A 16,250-nucleotide genomic window follows, 5' to 3' on the forward strand; every position below is an offset into this window, starting at 1 on the left:
CATGTCCAGTCTTCTAGCTGTCCTCGATGCCATCGAGAGCGAGCCTGCGGCCGTCAAACTACGTGCCCGTTCCTACGAGTTGCTCGGTGACCTCACTGGCCGAACCGTGGTCGACGCTGGCTGTGGCAGTGGCCGGGCCGTCGCCGAGCTGGCCGAGCGCGGAGCCCACGCGGTCGGCGTCGACCTCGACCCCGTGATGATCGCCGTGGCCCGCAAGCGCTGGCCTGCCGACGAGTTCCATGTCGGCGACGCCACCGAACTGCCGCTCGAGACCGGATCGGCCAGCTACTACCGGGCGGACAAGGTGTTGCACGTGCTCGACGACCCGGCGCGGGCCGTAGCCGAGGCGCGGCGAGTGCTCGCACCGGGCGGCCGAGCCGTACTGATCGGCCAGGACTGGGACCTGATCGCCATCGACTCGGACGAGCCGGAAACCACCCGCCGGCTGATCCACGCGAAGGCCGACTCGCTCCCGTCGCCGCGCGTTGCCCGGCGGTATCGCAACCTGCTGCTCGACGCCGGCTTCACCGACCCGACCGTCGAGGTGCACACCGCCGTGTTCACCGACGCCACCGCGCTGGACCTGGTGAAACGGATCACCGACGAGGAAACCTGGCTCGCCGGGCAGATCGAGCGCGCCCGCGCGAACCGGATCCTCGTCGTCGTGCCGATGTTCCTCGTCGCCGCCCAGGCCTGACAGCGAACGGGGATCGGACTCGGTGAACTGCTCCTCGACCGATGTCGGTGCTGCCCGCTACCGTGCCGGCACTGTTGACCCGTGGAGGAAAGAGGCAGTGGTGGGCGCATCCGGGTGGAGCTACTTCGTCGAGTACCAGCCAGACCTGGACGCGGCGTTGGACGCCCTGCGGGACAGGGTCTTCGCGGAGGGCGAGTACTGGTGGGCCCGGGGTGAGACCCCCAACTCGGCGAGCGACTATCCGAACCGTCCGGCCACGATGGAGGAGCTGTTCAACGACGAGTGGGTGCAGGAGTCGGGCACCCACTCCATCCTCGACGTCTACCGGGTCCTCAACGAGGGCGAGAGGCCCGACTACGGCACGGTTGAGCCGGTGAGCGCCGCCGAGGCGCTGCGCAGTGTCGGCACCGAGCGGCTCACCCGCGAGCACCTGGACGCCGTCAAGGGGCTGGCCGCACGGAGATGGTTCGGCCGCTGCGCGGTCCTGCACGACGGGCAGGGCAAGCCGGAGGAAATCTACTTCTGGGGCTTCTCCGGCGACTAACCAGAGCACCGGCGCACCACGCCGCACCACGCCGCACCACGCCCGATGATCAAGAGGTTTGCGTCGTCCGGCCTGGCCTGTCGTGACGCAAACTTCTTGATCACCGAGGGCTGGGGGCCGGTGCGAGGTTCGGGATCGCCCCGCACCGGCCGGTGGGGCTTTAGCTTGCTGAGCAGGTTGGGGTCAGGGTGCCGGCGGTGCCGTTGGCCTGGAAGCCCCACTCGGTGAACTGGCCGGCGCCGACCTGGCCGTTGTAGGCGACGTTGGTCCAACTGGTCGAGCCCGTGCTACCACTGCGGTTGGCGTTCCAGGCGTTGGTGACCGTCGCGCCGGACGGCAACGCGATGCCGACCGTCCAGCCGTTGATGGCCGACGAGCCGGCCGTCACCTTCACCGTGGCCACGAAGCCACCCGTCCACTGGTTCACCGACACCGTCGCGGTGCATCCGCCCTGCCCCGGAGGCGGGGTCGTGGGCGGGTCGGTCGGCGGATCGGTCGGCGGATCGGTGGGCGGGTCCGTCGGCGTGGTGCCGTTGTTCAGTGCGGCGAGGACCGCGTCGTACGCCGGCTTCTTGGACCCGTTGCTGTTGAACAGCAGCGGCGTCTGCGACGCCCGCCACGAGTCACTGTCGCGGATGCCCCACACGGTGATGCCGTTGCAGCGGGGCACCGCGAGGCAGTCCTCCACCACGCTGCGGTAGGTGGCCGCAGATGCGCCCTGGATGTCCAGTTCGGTGATCTGCACGTCCACACCCAACGCGGCGAAGCTCGACAGCGTGGTGCGGTAGTTGCTCACGTACGGGGAGTCGTTGTTGAAGTGCGACTGGAAACCGACGCAGTCGATCGGCACGCCACGGGCCTTGAAGTCGCGGACCATGTTGTACACGCCCTGCGTCTTGGCGTGCGTCCAGTTGTCGGTGTTGTAGTCGTTGTAACAGAGCTTGGCGTTCGGGTCGGCGGCACGCGCGGCCCGGAACGCCGCCTCGATCCAGTCGTTGCCCGTGCGCTGGAGGTTGGAGTCCCGGCGGCCGCCGGAGCTGCCGTCCGCGAACGCCTCGTTCACCACGTCCCACGCCACGACCTGACCCCGGAAATGGGTCGCCACCTGCGTCACGTGGTTGAGCATCGCCGACCGCAGAGCGGTGCCACTCATGCTCTCCATCCAGCCAGGCTGCTGGGAATGCCACGCCAGCGTGTGACCACGCACGTTCATGCCGCGGCTGCGCGCGTGGTTGACGATCTGGTCCGCCGCCCCGTAGCTGAACTGGCCCTGCTGCGGCTCGGTGGCGTTCATCTTCATTTCGTTCTCGGCCGTCACCATATTGAACTCACGGTTCAATATCGTCGTGTAGGCGCTGTCGGAGAGCTTGAATCCGGCCACGGCCGTACCGAAATAGCGACCCTTCTCGGCGGCGGACGCGCCGAGAGTGGTCCCGGCGGCGGCGGGTGCCGTCGTGAACAGCGCCATGCCGGCGGCGAGCGCACCCGCGCCGGCCAGCGCGAGCGCGGCTCTCGATGCCGCCTTCCACTTCGTTCTTCTCATCGTGCGACTCCTTCTGTGGTGATGGGGTGGTGGGGAATCAGGACACCGAGCAGACGGCACCGTTCAGGGCGAACGACGAGGGCTTGCCGGTGCCGCCGGCATGGGTGGCCTGGAAGCCGATCTCGACCGACGCGTTCGGGGCGATGGCGGCGTTGTAGGAGACGTTGCGGGCGGTGACCGCACCGCTCGTCGGGGCGTACTGGGCGTTCCAGCCGCTGGTGATGACCTGTCCGCTGGGCAGCGTGAAGGCCAACGCCCACCCGTTCACGGCGGCCGTGCCGGTGTTGGTGATGGTCACGCTCGCGGTGAGCCCGTTGTTCCAGGCATTGACCGTGTAGCCGACCCGGCAGGCGCCCGCGCTGGGCGGCGGAGTCGTCGGGGGCGGCGTGGTCGGGGGCGGCGTGGTCGGGGGCGGCGTGGTCGGAGGCGGCGTGGTCGGAGGCGGCGTGGTCGGAGGCGGAGTGGTCGGAGGCGGAGTCGTCGGGGGTGGAGTGGTCGGCGGCGTGGTGCCGTCCAGCCCGAAGAAGCGGATCACCTGCGCGGCGTCGACCGGCAGGTTGTGCGAGACACCCTGCATGCTGATCGCCTCGACCGGCGCCATCGCGCCGCTGCTGCCGTAGCGGGTGCGGGTGTAGCCGGACTGCGGGGTGTCGGTGAACGTCGGGGTCTGGCTCAGCCCGTGCACGTTGGTCCACTGCTTGACCTGCTCACCGAAGTTCGGATAGCGCAGCGTCTCGTCGTTGGTGCCGTGCCAGATCTGCATCCGCGGTCGCTGGCCGGTGTAGCCCGGGTACGCCTCGCGGACGAGGTCACCCCACTGCTGTGGGGTGTTGACGAGCTGCCCGTTCGCGCACTGGCTGTTCCACTCGGAGCTGCCGCCGGTGGCGAAGCAACCGAACGGCACCCCGGCGAAGGACGCGCCCGCCGCGAACACGTCCGGGTAGACGCCCAGCATGACGTTGGTCATCATCGCCCCGGAGGAGGTGCCGGTGGCGAAGATCCGCGCGGGGTCGGCCGAGTAGCGCTGACGCACGTACTCGACCATCGACATGAGCCCTACCGGATCGCTGCCACCGCCACGACGTAACGCCTGCGGCGAGTAGACGTCCCAGCACTTGCTGCTGCGGGTGGCCGACGGGTAGATCACGATGAACCCGTACCGGTCCGCGAGGGATGCGTACTGGGTGCCCGAATGGAACGCCGGGCCCGTTCCGGTGCAGTAGTGCATGGCCAGGAGGATCGCCGGCCGGGTCGCCACCCGGTCCGGGACGTAGAGGTGCATCTGCAGGTTGGTGGGGTTGGTGCCGAAGTTGGTCACCTGCGTGAGCGTCGCCGCCGACGCCGGTGTGGGGAACGTCAACGCTGCGGCGGCCAGCGTCACGGCCGCCAGCACGACGCCAAGCGTCCTTGTCTTCAGTGTCATCGTCGCGATCCCTTGCGAAAAAGGCGCGTGGAAGGGGACTTAAGTCGAGGACTGCCCTTCGCCCGACCTTGACCGCGGCTCGCGTGACCATGCCAGCTTCAATCGAGACCACTCGATTGTCAAGAGTTCCGGAAACCTTTCGCCGCAACACATCCGGCGGCCACCTGCGCTCCGATCGGTATCGACGGGCGTGAGCACCGGCGACTGGTGGCGAGTAATTATCGGGACGTTCTCGAAACGTACCGGGCCTACCGGAGACACCGCGGGAAGGCCCGACCGGATGGCCGCGCCTCCCCGTCGTGCCGATCAGTAGATGGTGCGCCCTCGCTCGTCGGGCACCCCGGACTTGCGGTGGAAGTACGTGTTGATCTGGTCGCGCCACTCGGTGGCACAGCGCACCTGCTCGTCGAGGCGCTCGGCGACCCTCTCGTACACGGCCGGGTCGATCATCCCGTTCAGGGTCTGCCACCGCCGTCGCATCGCCACCACCTCCTCGACACCGGCGAAGTGGGTGTCGTAGATGTGCTGGATGACTGTCGACCCGCTGTGCAGGACGTGCCCGTACGGCACGTGGTGGAAGAAGAGCAGCAGCTCGTCGGGGCAGCTCTGCGGCGACTCGTACACCTGGGCCCAGTACGGCGGGTACTGGCCGGCGAAGCCGGTGCCCGACGCACGGCTGCGGTCGACGCCCACACCGTCGCGGTCGGCGAAGTGGTAGGTGCCCCACCGCGTGTACTCGTACCCGTCGACGCCGGGACCGTAGTGGTCGCCCGGGTTGACCATGAAACCGACACCCAGCGGCGCGGTGTAACGCTCGTAGGTGCGCCACGAGTCGTCCATGATCTCGTGCAGGGTCCGCCCCACCAGCTCCGGTTCGGCGGTCGCCGACGGCGGGAAGGTCAGCGCGATCCACTCGTCGAGGACCGCCCGCGGATCCAGTCGCGGATCCCAGGCGAGCCGCCCGAACGTGTACAGGTTGGCCTGCGCCAACGGGTGCCCGGTCCAGAAGAGGTCATCGCCCACGTTGGCGACCGCGACCAGACCACCGCCCGCGCCCGACTCCCCCGCGGCGATGTCGGCGACCGTCCGCCCGCCGGGCCCCCACGGCGCGAACCGCAGCACCTCACCCCACCACGGGCCGAGGTGGCAGACGTGTCGCTGCTGACCGGTGTATTCCTGGGTGACCTGCAACTCCACCGCCAGCCGGGTGGCGGGCATCGCGGCGATCACCGGGGAGACCGGTTCCCGGGTCTGGAAGTCCACCGGGCCGAACTTCACCTGCACGACCACGTTGGTCCGGAAGCGCCCGTCGAGCGGGGCGAAGTGGTCGTACGCGGCGCGCGCCCGGTCGGTGGACCGGTCCCGCCAGTCCTGGTGGTGGTTGTAGACGAACGCCCGCCAGTGCACCACTCCCCCGAGCGGGGCCAACGCCTCGGCCAGCACGTTCGCCCCGTCGGCGTGGTCTCGCCCGTAGGTGAACGGGCCGGGCTGCCCCTCCGAGTCGGCCTTCACCACGTAACCGCCGAAGTCCGGGATGCGCTCGTACACCCTTCGGGTGGTCGCGGCCCACCAGACCCGCACCGCCTCGTCCAAGGGGTCGGCGGTGGACAGGCCACCGAGGACCACCGGCGCGGCGAAGGTGATCGACAGGTGCACCCGGATGTTGTACGGCCGCAGCACGTCCGCGATCTCGGCCACGTCGCCGAGCCGGTCGGTGAGCAGCAGCGCCTCCGTCCGGGCCACGTTGACGTTGTTCACCGAGATCGCGTTGACACCGCTGGCGGCCAGCAGCCGCCCGTACTCCCGGACCCGGGCCAGGTCGCCGCGCGGGCGGCCGTCCTGCCAGAAGATCGAACCGCCCGCGTACCCCCGTTCGACCTGGCCCATCACCGGGTGCACGGCCACGTTGTCCCAGTGGTTCAGCATCCGCCGGCGCAGCGCCGGCCGGTGCCGCTCCGGCGGGCGGGCCGGATCGAAGGCCGCCGCGCAGAGCCGGACCACGTGGAACAGCCCGTACAGCAGGCCGGCGGGCGCGTCGGCCAGCACCACTGTCACCTCGCCGTCGCGGGCCAGCAGGAAGCCCTCGTCGCCGAGCGGCTCACCGCCGATCCCGGTCAGCGCCGCCTCGGCCGCCGACCGCGCCGCCTGCACCGCCCGGCTGGGCAGCTCGTCGGCACCGCGCAGGGCGAGCACCAGGTCGACGTCGACGTCCCACGAGGGTGAGTGCCACACCCGTCCGCCGTAGCGCGCACAGGCACGCGAGACCTCGTCCAGGACGGTGTCGACGAGCAGGCCGTCGCCGTGGACGAGGACGCGGCGCGCGCCGAGCGACCGGAACGCCTCCGGGGGCAGCCAGGCCGCGTGGACGTGCGGCTCGCGGGGTTCCATCGGTTCCTCGACGAACATCAGGTGCTCCAGGTGGACGGACTCCTCGGCGTTCACCCGTCCTCCCGCACGACGACGACACCGAACGCCGGCAGGCGCAGGGCCGAACCGGTCAGTGCCCGGTCACCGGTGACCAGGTCGATCCGGGCGCTGTCGAAGAGACGGTGGTCCTGCTTCCACACGTCCTCGGGCCACTGCTCCGGGTTGTGGTCGCCCCCGAAGGGCACCTTGGCGGTGACGGGCAGGCTCATGGGGTGAACTCCTTCCGGATCAGGTGGATCATCGGGTCACTGACGCGCAGGAACGCGAGGATCGCGACCGAGCCGAGCATCGCCAGCACCGCCTCGGAGAAGACCGCCGTGATCCCGGCCGCCGCAGCCAGCAGCAACGCCGTGCCGACGGTGACACCGGGGGTACGCACGAGGAAGTGCACGGCCAGCCGGAGCACGTCCCGGGTGCGGAAGTCGAACAACGCGGTGATCACCAGGGCGTTGGCCGCACAGAGCGTCACTCCCACGGCGAGCAGGACCAGCGGCACCACCCACCAGCCCGCGAGGCCGACGGCACCCCGGTAGGCGAGGTTCAGGGCGAGCACGGTCAGCCACAGCAGCGTCGGCACCCAGACGCGCAGCGTGCCGGACAGGTTCGCCCGGTACCCGCGCCAGAACAGGGCGGCGGGCCGCAGGTCGGTCAGGTCGAGGCGCTGGTGGCGCAGGGCGTACAGGGCGGCGGAGATCGCCGGGCCGACCGGCAGGAGGAACAGCGCGACCAGTGGCAGGTTGCTGGGGTCACGACCCAGCAACAGCAGTGGGAGCAGGCCGGGCACTGTGGTGAGCAGAAGCAGCAGCTCGACCACGAGCAGGATGTAGACGCGGGAGGTGATCCGCGACAGCGGCCCGTCGCCGAACTGTCGCCAGACCTGGGCGGTGTCGCTCACTGTTGCTCCTTCCGGTCGGTCCCGACGACCGGCAGAGCGCGGTGGGTCGCGCGCGTCGTACCGGCCGGTGGTGGCCGGGAGGTCCGGTCGGGCCGCGGGTGCGCGCCCGACCGGATCTCCCGCTGATCAGCCGTTGTTCTTCTGGAACCGTTCGTACGCCTTGTTGACCACGTCGATGTACTGCTCGGAGTTCTTGGCCTTCAGCTCGGCCACGTACGCGTCCCACTCGGTGAGGGGCCGCTGGCCCAGAGCGAACTTGAGCGTGTTCTGGGTGACGAAGTCCTTCAACGGGGTCTCCCAGAGCGACACCTGCTCGCGCTCATCGTCGGTCAACGGGGCGGGCGGGGGCACCACCCTGGGCGGGCGGGCGTCCATCACCTTCTGGAACTCCAGCTCCTCCGGGGAGAAGAACCCACGCACCAGGTCTGGGCTGCCACCGTAGGCGAAGACGCCGTTCTGGAAGCCGAAGTCCTTCTGCAGGTGCTTGGGGGCCTTCGGGTTGAGGCCGAGGAAGTCGACTCCGGGGTTGAGCGTGCGCTTGCCGGACGCGTCCTTGGTGAAGGTCGTGCCCTCGATGCCCCAGCGGGCGAACTCCAAGCCGGCGTCGGAATACCACAGCCAGTCGATGAACTGCATCATGGCCACGAAGTTCTTGCTCTCCCGGGCCTTCGAGGAGATCATGATGCCGTTCTCCAGTCGGGGGAACGGGTTGACCTCGCCGGCCGGGCCGATCGGCAGCGGGATCTTGGCCATCTTCGCATTCGGCAGGGTCTTGGCCAGGTCGGGCCGGTGGTTGTTGACCAGGGTCTGCGCGTTGCCGGTAACCACGAAGGACTTGCCGTTGGCGAGCTTCTGGCGTGCCTGGTCGTCGGTCTGGGTGAAGCTCTCCGGGTCGAGCAGGCCCTCGGCGACGAGCTTGTGCAGGAACGTGACCATCTGCCGGTACTGCTCGGACGCCCCGGTGTAGTTGAACTTCTTCGCCGCCGGGTCCCATGTGGCGTGCTGGTAGTCCCAGCCGGCCTGGGTGCCGTGGGCGGAGCCGAGGATGTTGAGCAGCGCGCCGGTCGGGTTGGGCTTGCTGAAGAGGTCGGAGTACGGGTAGACGTTCGGGTACTTGGCCTTCATCGCCTTGAGCACTGTGTACAAATCGTCCCAGGTCTTCGGGACCGCGAGGTTGAGCTCCTGCATGATGTCGGTGCGCACCAGCACCGTGTAGTCCTGCGTGGGCTTCTCGTGCATGCCGGGCAGCAGGTAGAACTTACCGTCGGACTGCCGCAGGTTGTCGATCTCCGGCTTGAGGTTCCACTTGGCGATCTTGTCCTTGAGGTTGGGCATCAGATCCAGGTAGTCGCTCACCGGGAGGACCGCCCCGGACGACACGAACGCGTTCTCCTGCGGGTGGTACGTCTTCGGGATGATCAGCGGAGCGTCACCGGCGCCGATGAGGAGGCTGCGCTTCTGCTCGTAGTCACTCAGCGGGACGGCGACCGGCTCGATCTTGACGTTGGTCCGCTTGGTCAGCTCGGACCAGAACAGCCAGTCCTCCTTGAGCGGATAGAAGGTGTGGTTGTTGTAGAGCGTGGAGAAGGAGAGCGCCTCGGTGGCCTTGAACTGGTCGCCGACGCCGTAGTTGGCCATCGCGCCGGCCCGGTTCTCGGAGAGGTCCTTCGACTCGCCGGGATCCTCGGAACAGGCGGTGGTGAGGCTGAGCGCGAGCACACCCGCGGTGGCTATCGCCACCCGGCGCCACGTCTTGTGGAGCATGGCTCGTCCTTTCGGTGGTGGGGGTGAAGGAAGTGATGCGATGCAGCGCCCGGCGTCATCCCTTGACCGCGCCGAGCATCACGCCGGAGACGAAGTACCTCTGGACGAAGGGGTAGACCGCCAGGATGGGCAGAGTGGTGAGCACGATCGTCACGGCCTGGAGCGTGGCCGCGGCCTGCACGACGTCGGCGTCGGCGGCGCCGGACTGCTGTGCGTCGGTGGCACCCGCGATGAGGTTGCGCAGGTACACGGTGACCGGCAGCAGATCCTGCTGGTCGATGTAGAGGAACGCGGTGAACCACGAGTTCCAGAACGAGACCGCGTAGAAGAGCACCATCGTCGCGATGATCGCCTTCGACAGCGGCAGCACGATCCGCAGCAGGATGCCGTAGGTGTTCAACCCGTCGACTGCCGCGGCCTCCTCCAACTCGGTCGGCAGGCTTTCGAAGAACGCCTTCATGACCAGCAGGTTGAAGACACTGATGGCGTTGGGGATCACCACGGCCCAGATGGTGTTCTTCATTCCCAGGCTGGTGACCAGCACGTAGTTGGGGATCAGGCCACCGGAGAAGAACATGGTGAACAACGCGATGCCGACGAGGACCCCGCGGCCCTTGAGCTGCGGCTTGGACAGCACGTACGCGTAGCACGTGGTCAGCACGATCGAGATGAGCGTGGCGACCACCGTGTACACCAGGGTGTTGCGGTAGTTCGTCCAGAACAGCGAGTCGGACATCACCAGCTTGTACGCGGTCACGTCGAACCCGCGCGGGACGATGCTCACCTTCCCGGCGAGGATGTACGCCTCCTCGCTGAGCGAGCGGGCCACGATGTTGAGGAACGGGTACAGCGTCACGATCACGACGCCGATGAGGACGACCGTGTTGACGATCCGGAAGATCCGGTAGCCCCGGCTGTCCACCGGCCCGCGCGTCTTCGGGGCCTCGCGCTTCGTACCGAGGGTCACCACAGGCTCGTCCCCACCGTGCGACGGGAGATGAGGTTCGCCGAAAGCACCAGGATCAGCCCGATCACCGCCTCGAAGAGACCGATGGCGGCCGCGTAGCTGAAGTTGCTGGACTGGAAGCCCATCCGGAACAGGTAGGTGGAGATCACGTCCGCGGTCGGGTACGTCAGCGGGTTGTAGAGCAGCAGGATCTTCTCGAACCCGACGGCCATGAAGCTGCCGATGTTGAGGATCAACAGGGTCACCATCGTGGGCCGGATGCCCGGCAACGTCACATGCCAGGTTTGCCGCAGCCGGCTGGCTCCGTCGATCCGGGCGGCCTCGTACAGGTCCTCGTCGATGGTGGTGAGGGCGGCGAGGTAGAGGATCGTTCCCCAGCCGACGGTCTGCCAGACCTCGGACGAGACGTAGATGGTGCGGAACCATTCCGCCTGCTGGAGGAACGCCACGGGATCGCCGCCGACGATCCGGACCAGCTGATTGGCCGTGCCGTCGATCGAGGTCAACTGCATGACCATCGCCGCCACGATCACGATTGACAGGAAGTGCGGCAGGTACGACACCGACTGGACGAACCGCTTGAACCGGCGGGCGCGCACCTCGTTGAGCAGCAGCGCCAGCACGATCGGCAGCGGGAAGCAGAACAGCAGGGTCAGCGTCCCGAGCACCAGGGTGTTGGTGAAGACCTCCCAGAACGTCGGGTCGGTGAAGAACATCCGGAAGTACCGCAGCCCCACCCAGTACTCGCCGAAGATGCTGCCGCCCGGCTTGAAACGACGGAACGCGATGATGTTCCCGAGCATCGGCAGGTAGCGGAAGACCAGGAAGAACAGCAGCGGAAGGATGGCCAGGGAGTAGAGCTGCCAGTCCCGGCGCAGCGCCTGCCGCCAGCTGCGGCGGCGGCGCGGCGAGCGCGGGGCGGGGCTGGGAGCCGCCGCCGGAGACCGGGGCGGCGCCGGCGGCGGTGGCCGCAAGGTGGATGTCATCCTCGCCTCCTAGGCGGACTGCGGAACGGCCACGAGGGGCTCGACCCGCACCGACGTGAACAGCTCCCGGTGGTGGCCCAGCTCGCGCTCGACTCCGGTCAGCCGCAGCGCCAGGGCCGCCGCCACATCACCGCTGGACCGGCCGAACCGCAGCTCGACCTCGCCGGGCTCGACGATCCGCCGACCGGACAGCCCGATGAACGACGCCACGTCGGCCGGTACGCCGAACGTCACGTGCGCCACCTCGCCGGGCTCCAACGGCAGTCGGGTGTAGCCGACCAGGCGGACCACCGGGCGGGTGGTCTGCGCGACCGGATCGTGCAGGTAGAGCTGGACCACCTCGGTGCCGGCCCGGTCGCCGGTGTTGGCGACAGTGATCCGCACCCGCACCTCGCCGTCGGTCGGCCACGCCGCCGGCTTGTCGTGCGTGCCACCCGCCGGCTCGACAACCGTGGCGTCGGACCAGTCGAAGGTGGTGTAGCTCAGCCCGTGACCGAACGGGTAGGCCGGCGTCGGGTCGATCGAGGACACCTTGTTGCGCCGGCCGAGCGGGGGTGCCAGGTAGGTGCTCGGCAGTCCGCCGGCGTCCCGGGGCACACTCACCGGCAGTCGCCCGGACGGGTTGACCGCGCCGGTGAGCACCTCTGCGAGCGCCTGCCCGCCGAGCTGGCCGAGGAAGAACGCCTGCACGACGGCCGCCGCGGCGTCGAACTCCGGGCCGAGCGCGTAGGGGCGGCCGGTCATCAGCACCAGGACGACCGGGGTGCCGGTGGCGAGGACGGCACGGACCAGGTCGGCCTGCACACCGGGCAGTCGCAGGTCGGCGGCGTCGCACCCCTCGCCGGAGGTGCCCCGACCGAACATCCCCGCCCGGTCGCCGACGGCGAGCACGCACACGTCGGCGGCGGCAGCGGCGGCGACCGCGGCCGGGATGCCCGAGGTGTCCTCACCGGTGATGGTGCAGCCCTGCTCGTGGCTGAGCAGCGGGACGCGTCGGGCCAGCTCGTCGCGCAGCGAGGGGATGTCCAGGCCCAGCCCGAACTCGCTGTGGTGCACGCCGACGTGGTTGGGGAACGAGTAGCAGCCGAGCATGGCCATCGGGTCGTCGGCGACGGGGCCGACGAGGGCCACCCGGTTGCCCACGGGCAACGGGAGGACGCCGGTGTTGCGCAGCAGGACGACGGCCTCCCGGGCGAGGCGTACGGCGACGTCCTGGCTGGCCTCGTCGTCGAGACGCAGCGACGCCACGTCGTCGGGCAGTTCCTGCCAGCCCTCGTCGAGCAGACCGATCTCGATCTTCTGGATCAGCACCCGACGCAGCGCGCCGTCGATCAACGCCTCGTCGACCTCGCCACGGCGCACGGCCTCCACCAGCGGGTTGCCGAAGGTGTCCACTGTGGGCAGTTCGACGTCGATCCCGGCCCGCAGGGCGAGCCTTGCCGCGTCGGCGGGGCCGTCGGCGACACCGTGCAGGGTCTCCAGGAAGCGTACGGAGAAGTAGTCGGCGACCACGGTGCCGGTGAAGCCCCACTCGTCGCGCAACAGCCCGGTCAGCAGCCCGTGGTCGGCGGCCACGGGCAGGCCGTCGATCTCGGCGTAGGAGTTCATCACCGAGCGGGCGCCGCCCTGGCGCAGCGCCATCTCGAACGGCGGCAGGATGACGTCGGCCAACTCCCGGGGGCCCATCGGCACCGGCGCGAGGTTGCGTCCGCCACGGGAGGCGGAGTAACCGGCGAAGTGCTTCAGCGTGGCGACCACGCCGGCCCGCTCCAGGCCCCGCACGTACGCGGCACCGGTCGTCCCCACCAGGTAGGGATCCTCGCCGATCGTCTCCTCGGTGCGGCCCCAGCGGTAGTCGCGGGTGACGTCCAGGACCGGGGCGAGACCCTGGTGTACGCCGGCGGCGCGCATGGACCGTGCGATCCGGTCGGCCATCGCCTCGACCAGGTCGGGGTCGAAGGACGCGCCCCAGCTCAGCGGGGTCGGGTAGACGGTGGCCCGCCACGCGGCGAACCCGGTCAGGCATTCCTCGTGCACCTGCGCCGGGATGCCGAACCGACTGGCGGCCACGATCTGCGCCTGCGAGGCCGCCAGCGACCGGGCGCCGAGCACCGGGTCGACCGGCGCGGTGCCGAACGGGCGGGTGAGCTGGCCCAGCCCGTGCTGGATGACGGTGCTCCACTGCGGCAGCTCGCTGATCATGTCGGACTGGTGTGGCGCCACACCCTCACCGGTGGCCTCCGCGCCGACCCACACGCCGACGAGTTGGGCGATCTTCTCCTCCAGCGACATCTTCGGCAGGAGCGCGTCGGCCCGCTCGGCCGGCGTCAGCCGCGGATCGCGCCACGGCGCGGTGTCGCTGTCCCCGGGCAACTGACTACTCATGCCTTGACCCCTCAGCTCCGGCCACGTCCCCGTGCCCTCGTGGAACCCGTTCCGTGGCGGACATTTTCACGATCCGAAACTTTCCGGAAATCCGCGCAACCTTTTCGGCAACCTAAGGTCCCCATCGATGTGTGTCAAGAGTCTCAATCGGACGTCCGACGGCCACATCCTGCACACAGTGACTCTGCCGACAGCACTCCGTGGCGCACGCGCCCCGTACGGGCCCACCTACGGCCGGACCGACTGTCGCACCGGCTGGTGTGGCCGACTGATCGTGTTAAGGTCTGCCGAAACTTTCGGATGCTGCTTGAGGTCGCGATGACAGAGCACCGCCCGCTCGACCCACCCGCCTCCACCACCATCGCGACCATCGCCAACGATGTCGGCGTCTCGGTCGCGACGGTGTCCAAGGTCCTCAACGGACGCGGCGATGTCGCTCCCGGCACCAGAGCCCGCGTGGAGGCGAGTCTCGACCGCCACCAGTACCAGCGCCGCGCCCGCCGGCCCTCGCCCGGCGGAGGACGTGTCGAACTCGTCTTCCACGAGTTCGACACGGGATGGGCGATGGAGATCCTGCGAGGCGTGGAGGCGGTGACCACGGCAGCCGGCATCGGGTTGTCGGTCGCCCAACTCGACGGCGCGCACCGACCGCCGGCCCGATGGCTGGAGGCGTTGCTCGCCGACCGACCGTTGGGCGTGGTGTTCGTCCTCTCTCACCTGGCCGAGGCGCAACAACAGCACCTGCGGCGCCAGGGCATACCGTTCGTCGTCGTCGACACCGACAGCGCGACCTCGGCCTCCGTGCCCACCGTCGGCTCGAACAACTGGAACGGCGGCCTGCTCGCCGCCCGGCACCTGCTGGATCTGGGCCACCGGCGGATCGCCATCATCTCCGGGCCACCCGACGTGCTCTGCAGCCGCGCCCGCGCCGCCGGCTTCCAGTCGGCCCACGAGGAAGCCGGGATAACGGTCGACCGCGAGCTGGTCCGCTACGGCAGTTTCTCCGCCGGCGCCGGGCACGCCCACGGGCTGCAACTGCTACGCCAGCCGTCCCGACCGACGGCGATCTTCGCCGGGTCGGACATCCAGGCCATGGGGGTGCTCCGGGCCGCACGCCAGTGCGGCCTCCGAGTCCCCGAGGACCTTTCGGTGATCGGGTACGACAATCTGCCCGTCTCCGCCTGGACCGACCCGGCTCTCACCACGATCAACCAGCCGTTGCGCGACATGGCTGGCATCGCCACCCAGATGTTGCTCGACCTGACCCGGGGCAACGAGCCAGCGACCAGCCGCATCGACCTGGTGACCGAGCTGGTCGTCCGGGAGAGCACCGCACCCCCCGCCGACCCGCACTGATCCCGGCCCCCTGCGAGGACCCGTGTCTGACTCCGCCTTCATCCCCGACGAACTCCAGCGGTACGCCCCCGAGGTCGCCGAACCCCACGACTTCGACACGTTCTGGCGGGACACGCTCGCCGAGGCGGCTGCCCGACCGGTGCTCGTCGACGTCCGGCCGGAGCCCACCGACCTGCGACTGCTCGACTCGTGGGACGTCACGTTCGCGGGCTTCGGCGGTGACCCCGTGCGGGCCTGGTACACCCGCCCGGCCGGTCGACCCGAGCCGCTGCCCACCGTGGTCGAGTACGCCGGGTACGGCCGCGGCCGTGGCCTGCCGCACGAGCGGCTGACCTGGCCGGTGGCCGGCTACGCGCACCTGCTGATGGACAACCGGGGTCAGGCGGGTCAGTACGGGGCCGGGGACACCCCCGACCCGCACGGCGCGCCGGGCGGACCCTCGCCGGTCACGTGGGGCATCCACGACCCGCGTGACTACCACTTCCGCCGGTTGATCACCGACGCGGTGCGGGCGGTCGAGGCGGTCCGCGCCCTGCCGGGGGTCGACGTCGACCGGGTCACCGTGGTCGGCAACAGCCAGGGCGGCGGTCTGGCCCTAGCGGTGGCCGGTCTCGTCGCCGACCTGAGCGCGGTGCTGACCACCGCGCCGTTCCTCTGCGACATGCGACGGGCCGTCCAGCTCAGTGAACCCGCGCCGTACGGCGAGATCGCGCGTTACCTGGCCGTGCAGCGGGAGGCCGAGGAGTCCGTGTGGCGCACCCTGTCCTACGTCGACGGTGTGAACTTCGCACGACGCGCGACGGCACCGGCGCACTTCGGGGTGGGCCGACGCGACACCGTCTGCCCGCCGCGCACGGCTTTTGCCGCCTACAACCACTACGGCGCCGGCAACGGGAGGCCGATCCGGCCGGAGCGGGAGATGCACGTCTACCCGTTCAACGGCCACGAGGGCGGCGAGGCCGTCCACGTCCGGCGGCAGCTGCGCTGGCTCGACTCGGTGCTCCAACCCTGACAGGTGGCGCGGCTCACCGCTGAGCCATAGTCGAGCATTGATGCATTGCCGATGTTAGCGATAACACGCTATGGTGCATCGGGCGGGGTGCAGGGCACACTCCCGCCCACCGCCCATCGCGCCAGATCCTCCACGGCCGGTGCCAGGTTCACCGCCACGACCACCAGTGAAGATGTCCGGGTTCCGGTCGTTGCGCGCACCCCCACCTCCGCGTACCGCGTCGTGGCGGCAGCCGTCCCTCGGTGGCCGCT

At 69.5% G+C, this 16,250-nt stretch carries 13 protein-coding genes; 4 read left to right on the top strand and 9 right to left on the bottom strand.

Annotation, left to right across the window (positions count from 1 at the left end; all coding sequences use genetic code 11):
- The first annotated feature begins 1 nt into the window (after nucleotide 1).
- Both GA0070619_RS14900 and GA0070619_RS14905 read left to right on the top strand, forming a co-directional pair.
- The gene (locus tag GA0070619_RS14900) at nucleotides 2-697 is read left to right on the top strand and encodes a methyltransferase domain-containing protein (RefSeq protein WP_088948623.1); all 696 of its coding nucleotides are present in this window, start codon (nucleotides 2-4) and stop codon (nucleotides 695-697) included.
- Between the two features lie 100 nt (nucleotides 698-797).
- Nucleotides 798-1,241 carry a hypothetical protein gene (locus GA0070619_RS14905; RefSeq protein ID WP_088951814.1) on the top strand — a complete coding sequence of 148 codons (444 nt, stop codon included), beginning with the start codon at nucleotides 798-800 and terminating at the stop codon, nucleotides 1,239-1,241.
- 160 nt (nucleotides 1,242-1,401) lie between these two features.
- Here the strand turns inward: GA0070619_RS14905 and GA0070619_RS14910 are convergent, their stop codons facing one another.
- The 9 genes from GA0070619_RS14910 to GA0070619_RS14950 all read right to left on the bottom strand — a co-directional run bounded on the left by GA0070619_RS14910 (nucleotide 1,402) and on the right by GA0070619_RS14950 (nucleotide 13,631).
- A complete protein-coding gene (locus GA0070619_RS14910; RefSeq protein WP_088948624.1) occupies nucleotides 1,402-2,784 on the bottom strand; it encodes an endo-1,4-beta-xylanase in 1,383 nt (460 codons plus the stop codon).
- A 37-nt stretch (nucleotides 2,785-2,821) separates the two neighbouring features.
- Nucleotides 2,822-4,207 carry an extracellular catalytic domain type 1 short-chain-length polyhydroxyalkanoate depolymerase gene (locus tag GA0070619_RS14915; RefSeq protein ID WP_088948625.1) on the bottom strand — a complete coding sequence of 462 codons (1,386 nt, stop codon included), beginning with the start codon at nucleotides 4,205-4,207 and terminating at the stop codon, nucleotides 2,822-2,824.
- A gap of 306 nt (nucleotides 4,208-4,513) precedes the next feature.
- On the bottom strand, nucleotides 4,514-6,649 hold the full coding sequence (locus tag GA0070619_RS14920; protein WP_231927425.1) for an alpha-glucuronidase: 2,136 nt from the start codon (nucleotides 6,647-6,649) through the stop codon (nucleotides 4,514-4,516).
- Entirely contained in the window at nucleotides 6,646-6,843 is a 198-nt protein-coding gene (locus GA0070619_RS14925) for a hypothetical protein (protein WP_088948626.1), read from the bottom strand. The genes GA0070619_RS14920 and GA0070619_RS14925 overlap by 4 nt, the downstream gene beginning before the upstream one ends.
- On the bottom strand, nucleotides 6,840-7,529 hold the full coding sequence (locus GA0070619_RS14930; RefSeq protein ID WP_088948627.1) for a DUF624 domain-containing protein: 690 nt from the start codon (nucleotides 7,527-7,529) through the stop codon (nucleotides 6,840-6,842). Before GA0070619_RS14930 ends, GA0070619_RS14925 begins: the two co-directional genes overlap by 4 nt.
- Nucleotides 7,530-7,655: 126 nt before the next feature.
- Entirely contained in the window at nucleotides 7,656-9,293 is a 1,638-nt protein-coding gene (locus tag GA0070619_RS14935) for an ABC transporter substrate-binding protein (RefSeq protein WP_088948628.1), read from the bottom strand.
- Between the two features lie 55 nt (nucleotides 9,294-9,348).
- The gene (locus GA0070619_RS14940; RefSeq protein WP_088951816.1) at nucleotides 9,349-10,260 is read right to left on the bottom strand and encodes a carbohydrate ABC transporter permease; all 912 of its coding nucleotides are present in this window, start codon (nucleotides 10,258-10,260) and stop codon (nucleotides 9,349-9,351) included.
- A complete protein-coding gene (locus GA0070619_RS14945; RefSeq protein ID WP_088948629.1) occupies nucleotides 10,257-11,246 on the bottom strand; it encodes an ABC transporter permease in 990 nt (329 codons plus the stop codon). The genes GA0070619_RS14940 and GA0070619_RS14945 overlap by 4 nt, the downstream gene beginning before the upstream one ends.
- A gap of 9 nt (nucleotides 11,247-11,255) precedes the next feature.
- On the bottom strand, nucleotides 11,256-13,631 hold the full coding sequence (locus tag GA0070619_RS14950) for a beta-xylosidase/alpha-l-arabinosidase (RefSeq protein ID WP_088948630.1): 2,376 nt from the start codon (nucleotides 13,629-13,631) through the stop codon (nucleotides 11,256-11,258).
- Nucleotides 13,632-13,949: 318 nt separating this feature from the next.
- Between GA0070619_RS14950 and GA0070619_RS14955 the strand changes: the two genes are divergently transcribed.
- Both GA0070619_RS14955 and GA0070619_RS14960 read left to right on the top strand, forming a co-directional pair.
- On the top strand, nucleotides 13,950-14,987 hold the full coding sequence (locus tag GA0070619_RS14955; RefSeq protein ID WP_088951817.1) for a LacI family DNA-binding transcriptional regulator: 1,038 nt from the start codon (nucleotides 13,950-13,952) through the stop codon (nucleotides 14,985-14,987).
- Nucleotides 14,988-15,009: 22 nt separating this feature from the next.
- Nucleotides 15,010-15,999, top strand: coding sequence for an acetylxylan esterase (locus GA0070619_RS14960; RefSeq protein ID WP_088948631.1), 990 nt, complete (start codon nucleotides 15,010-15,012; stop codon nucleotides 15,997-15,999).
- Nucleotides 16,000-16,250 lie beyond the last annotated feature (251 nt).

The sequence above is a fragment of the Micromonospora zamorensis genome (genome assembly GCF_900090275.1).
Classification (GTDB): domain Bacteria; phylum Actinomycetota; class Actinomycetes; order Mycobacteriales; family Micromonosporaceae; genus Micromonospora; species Micromonospora zamorensis.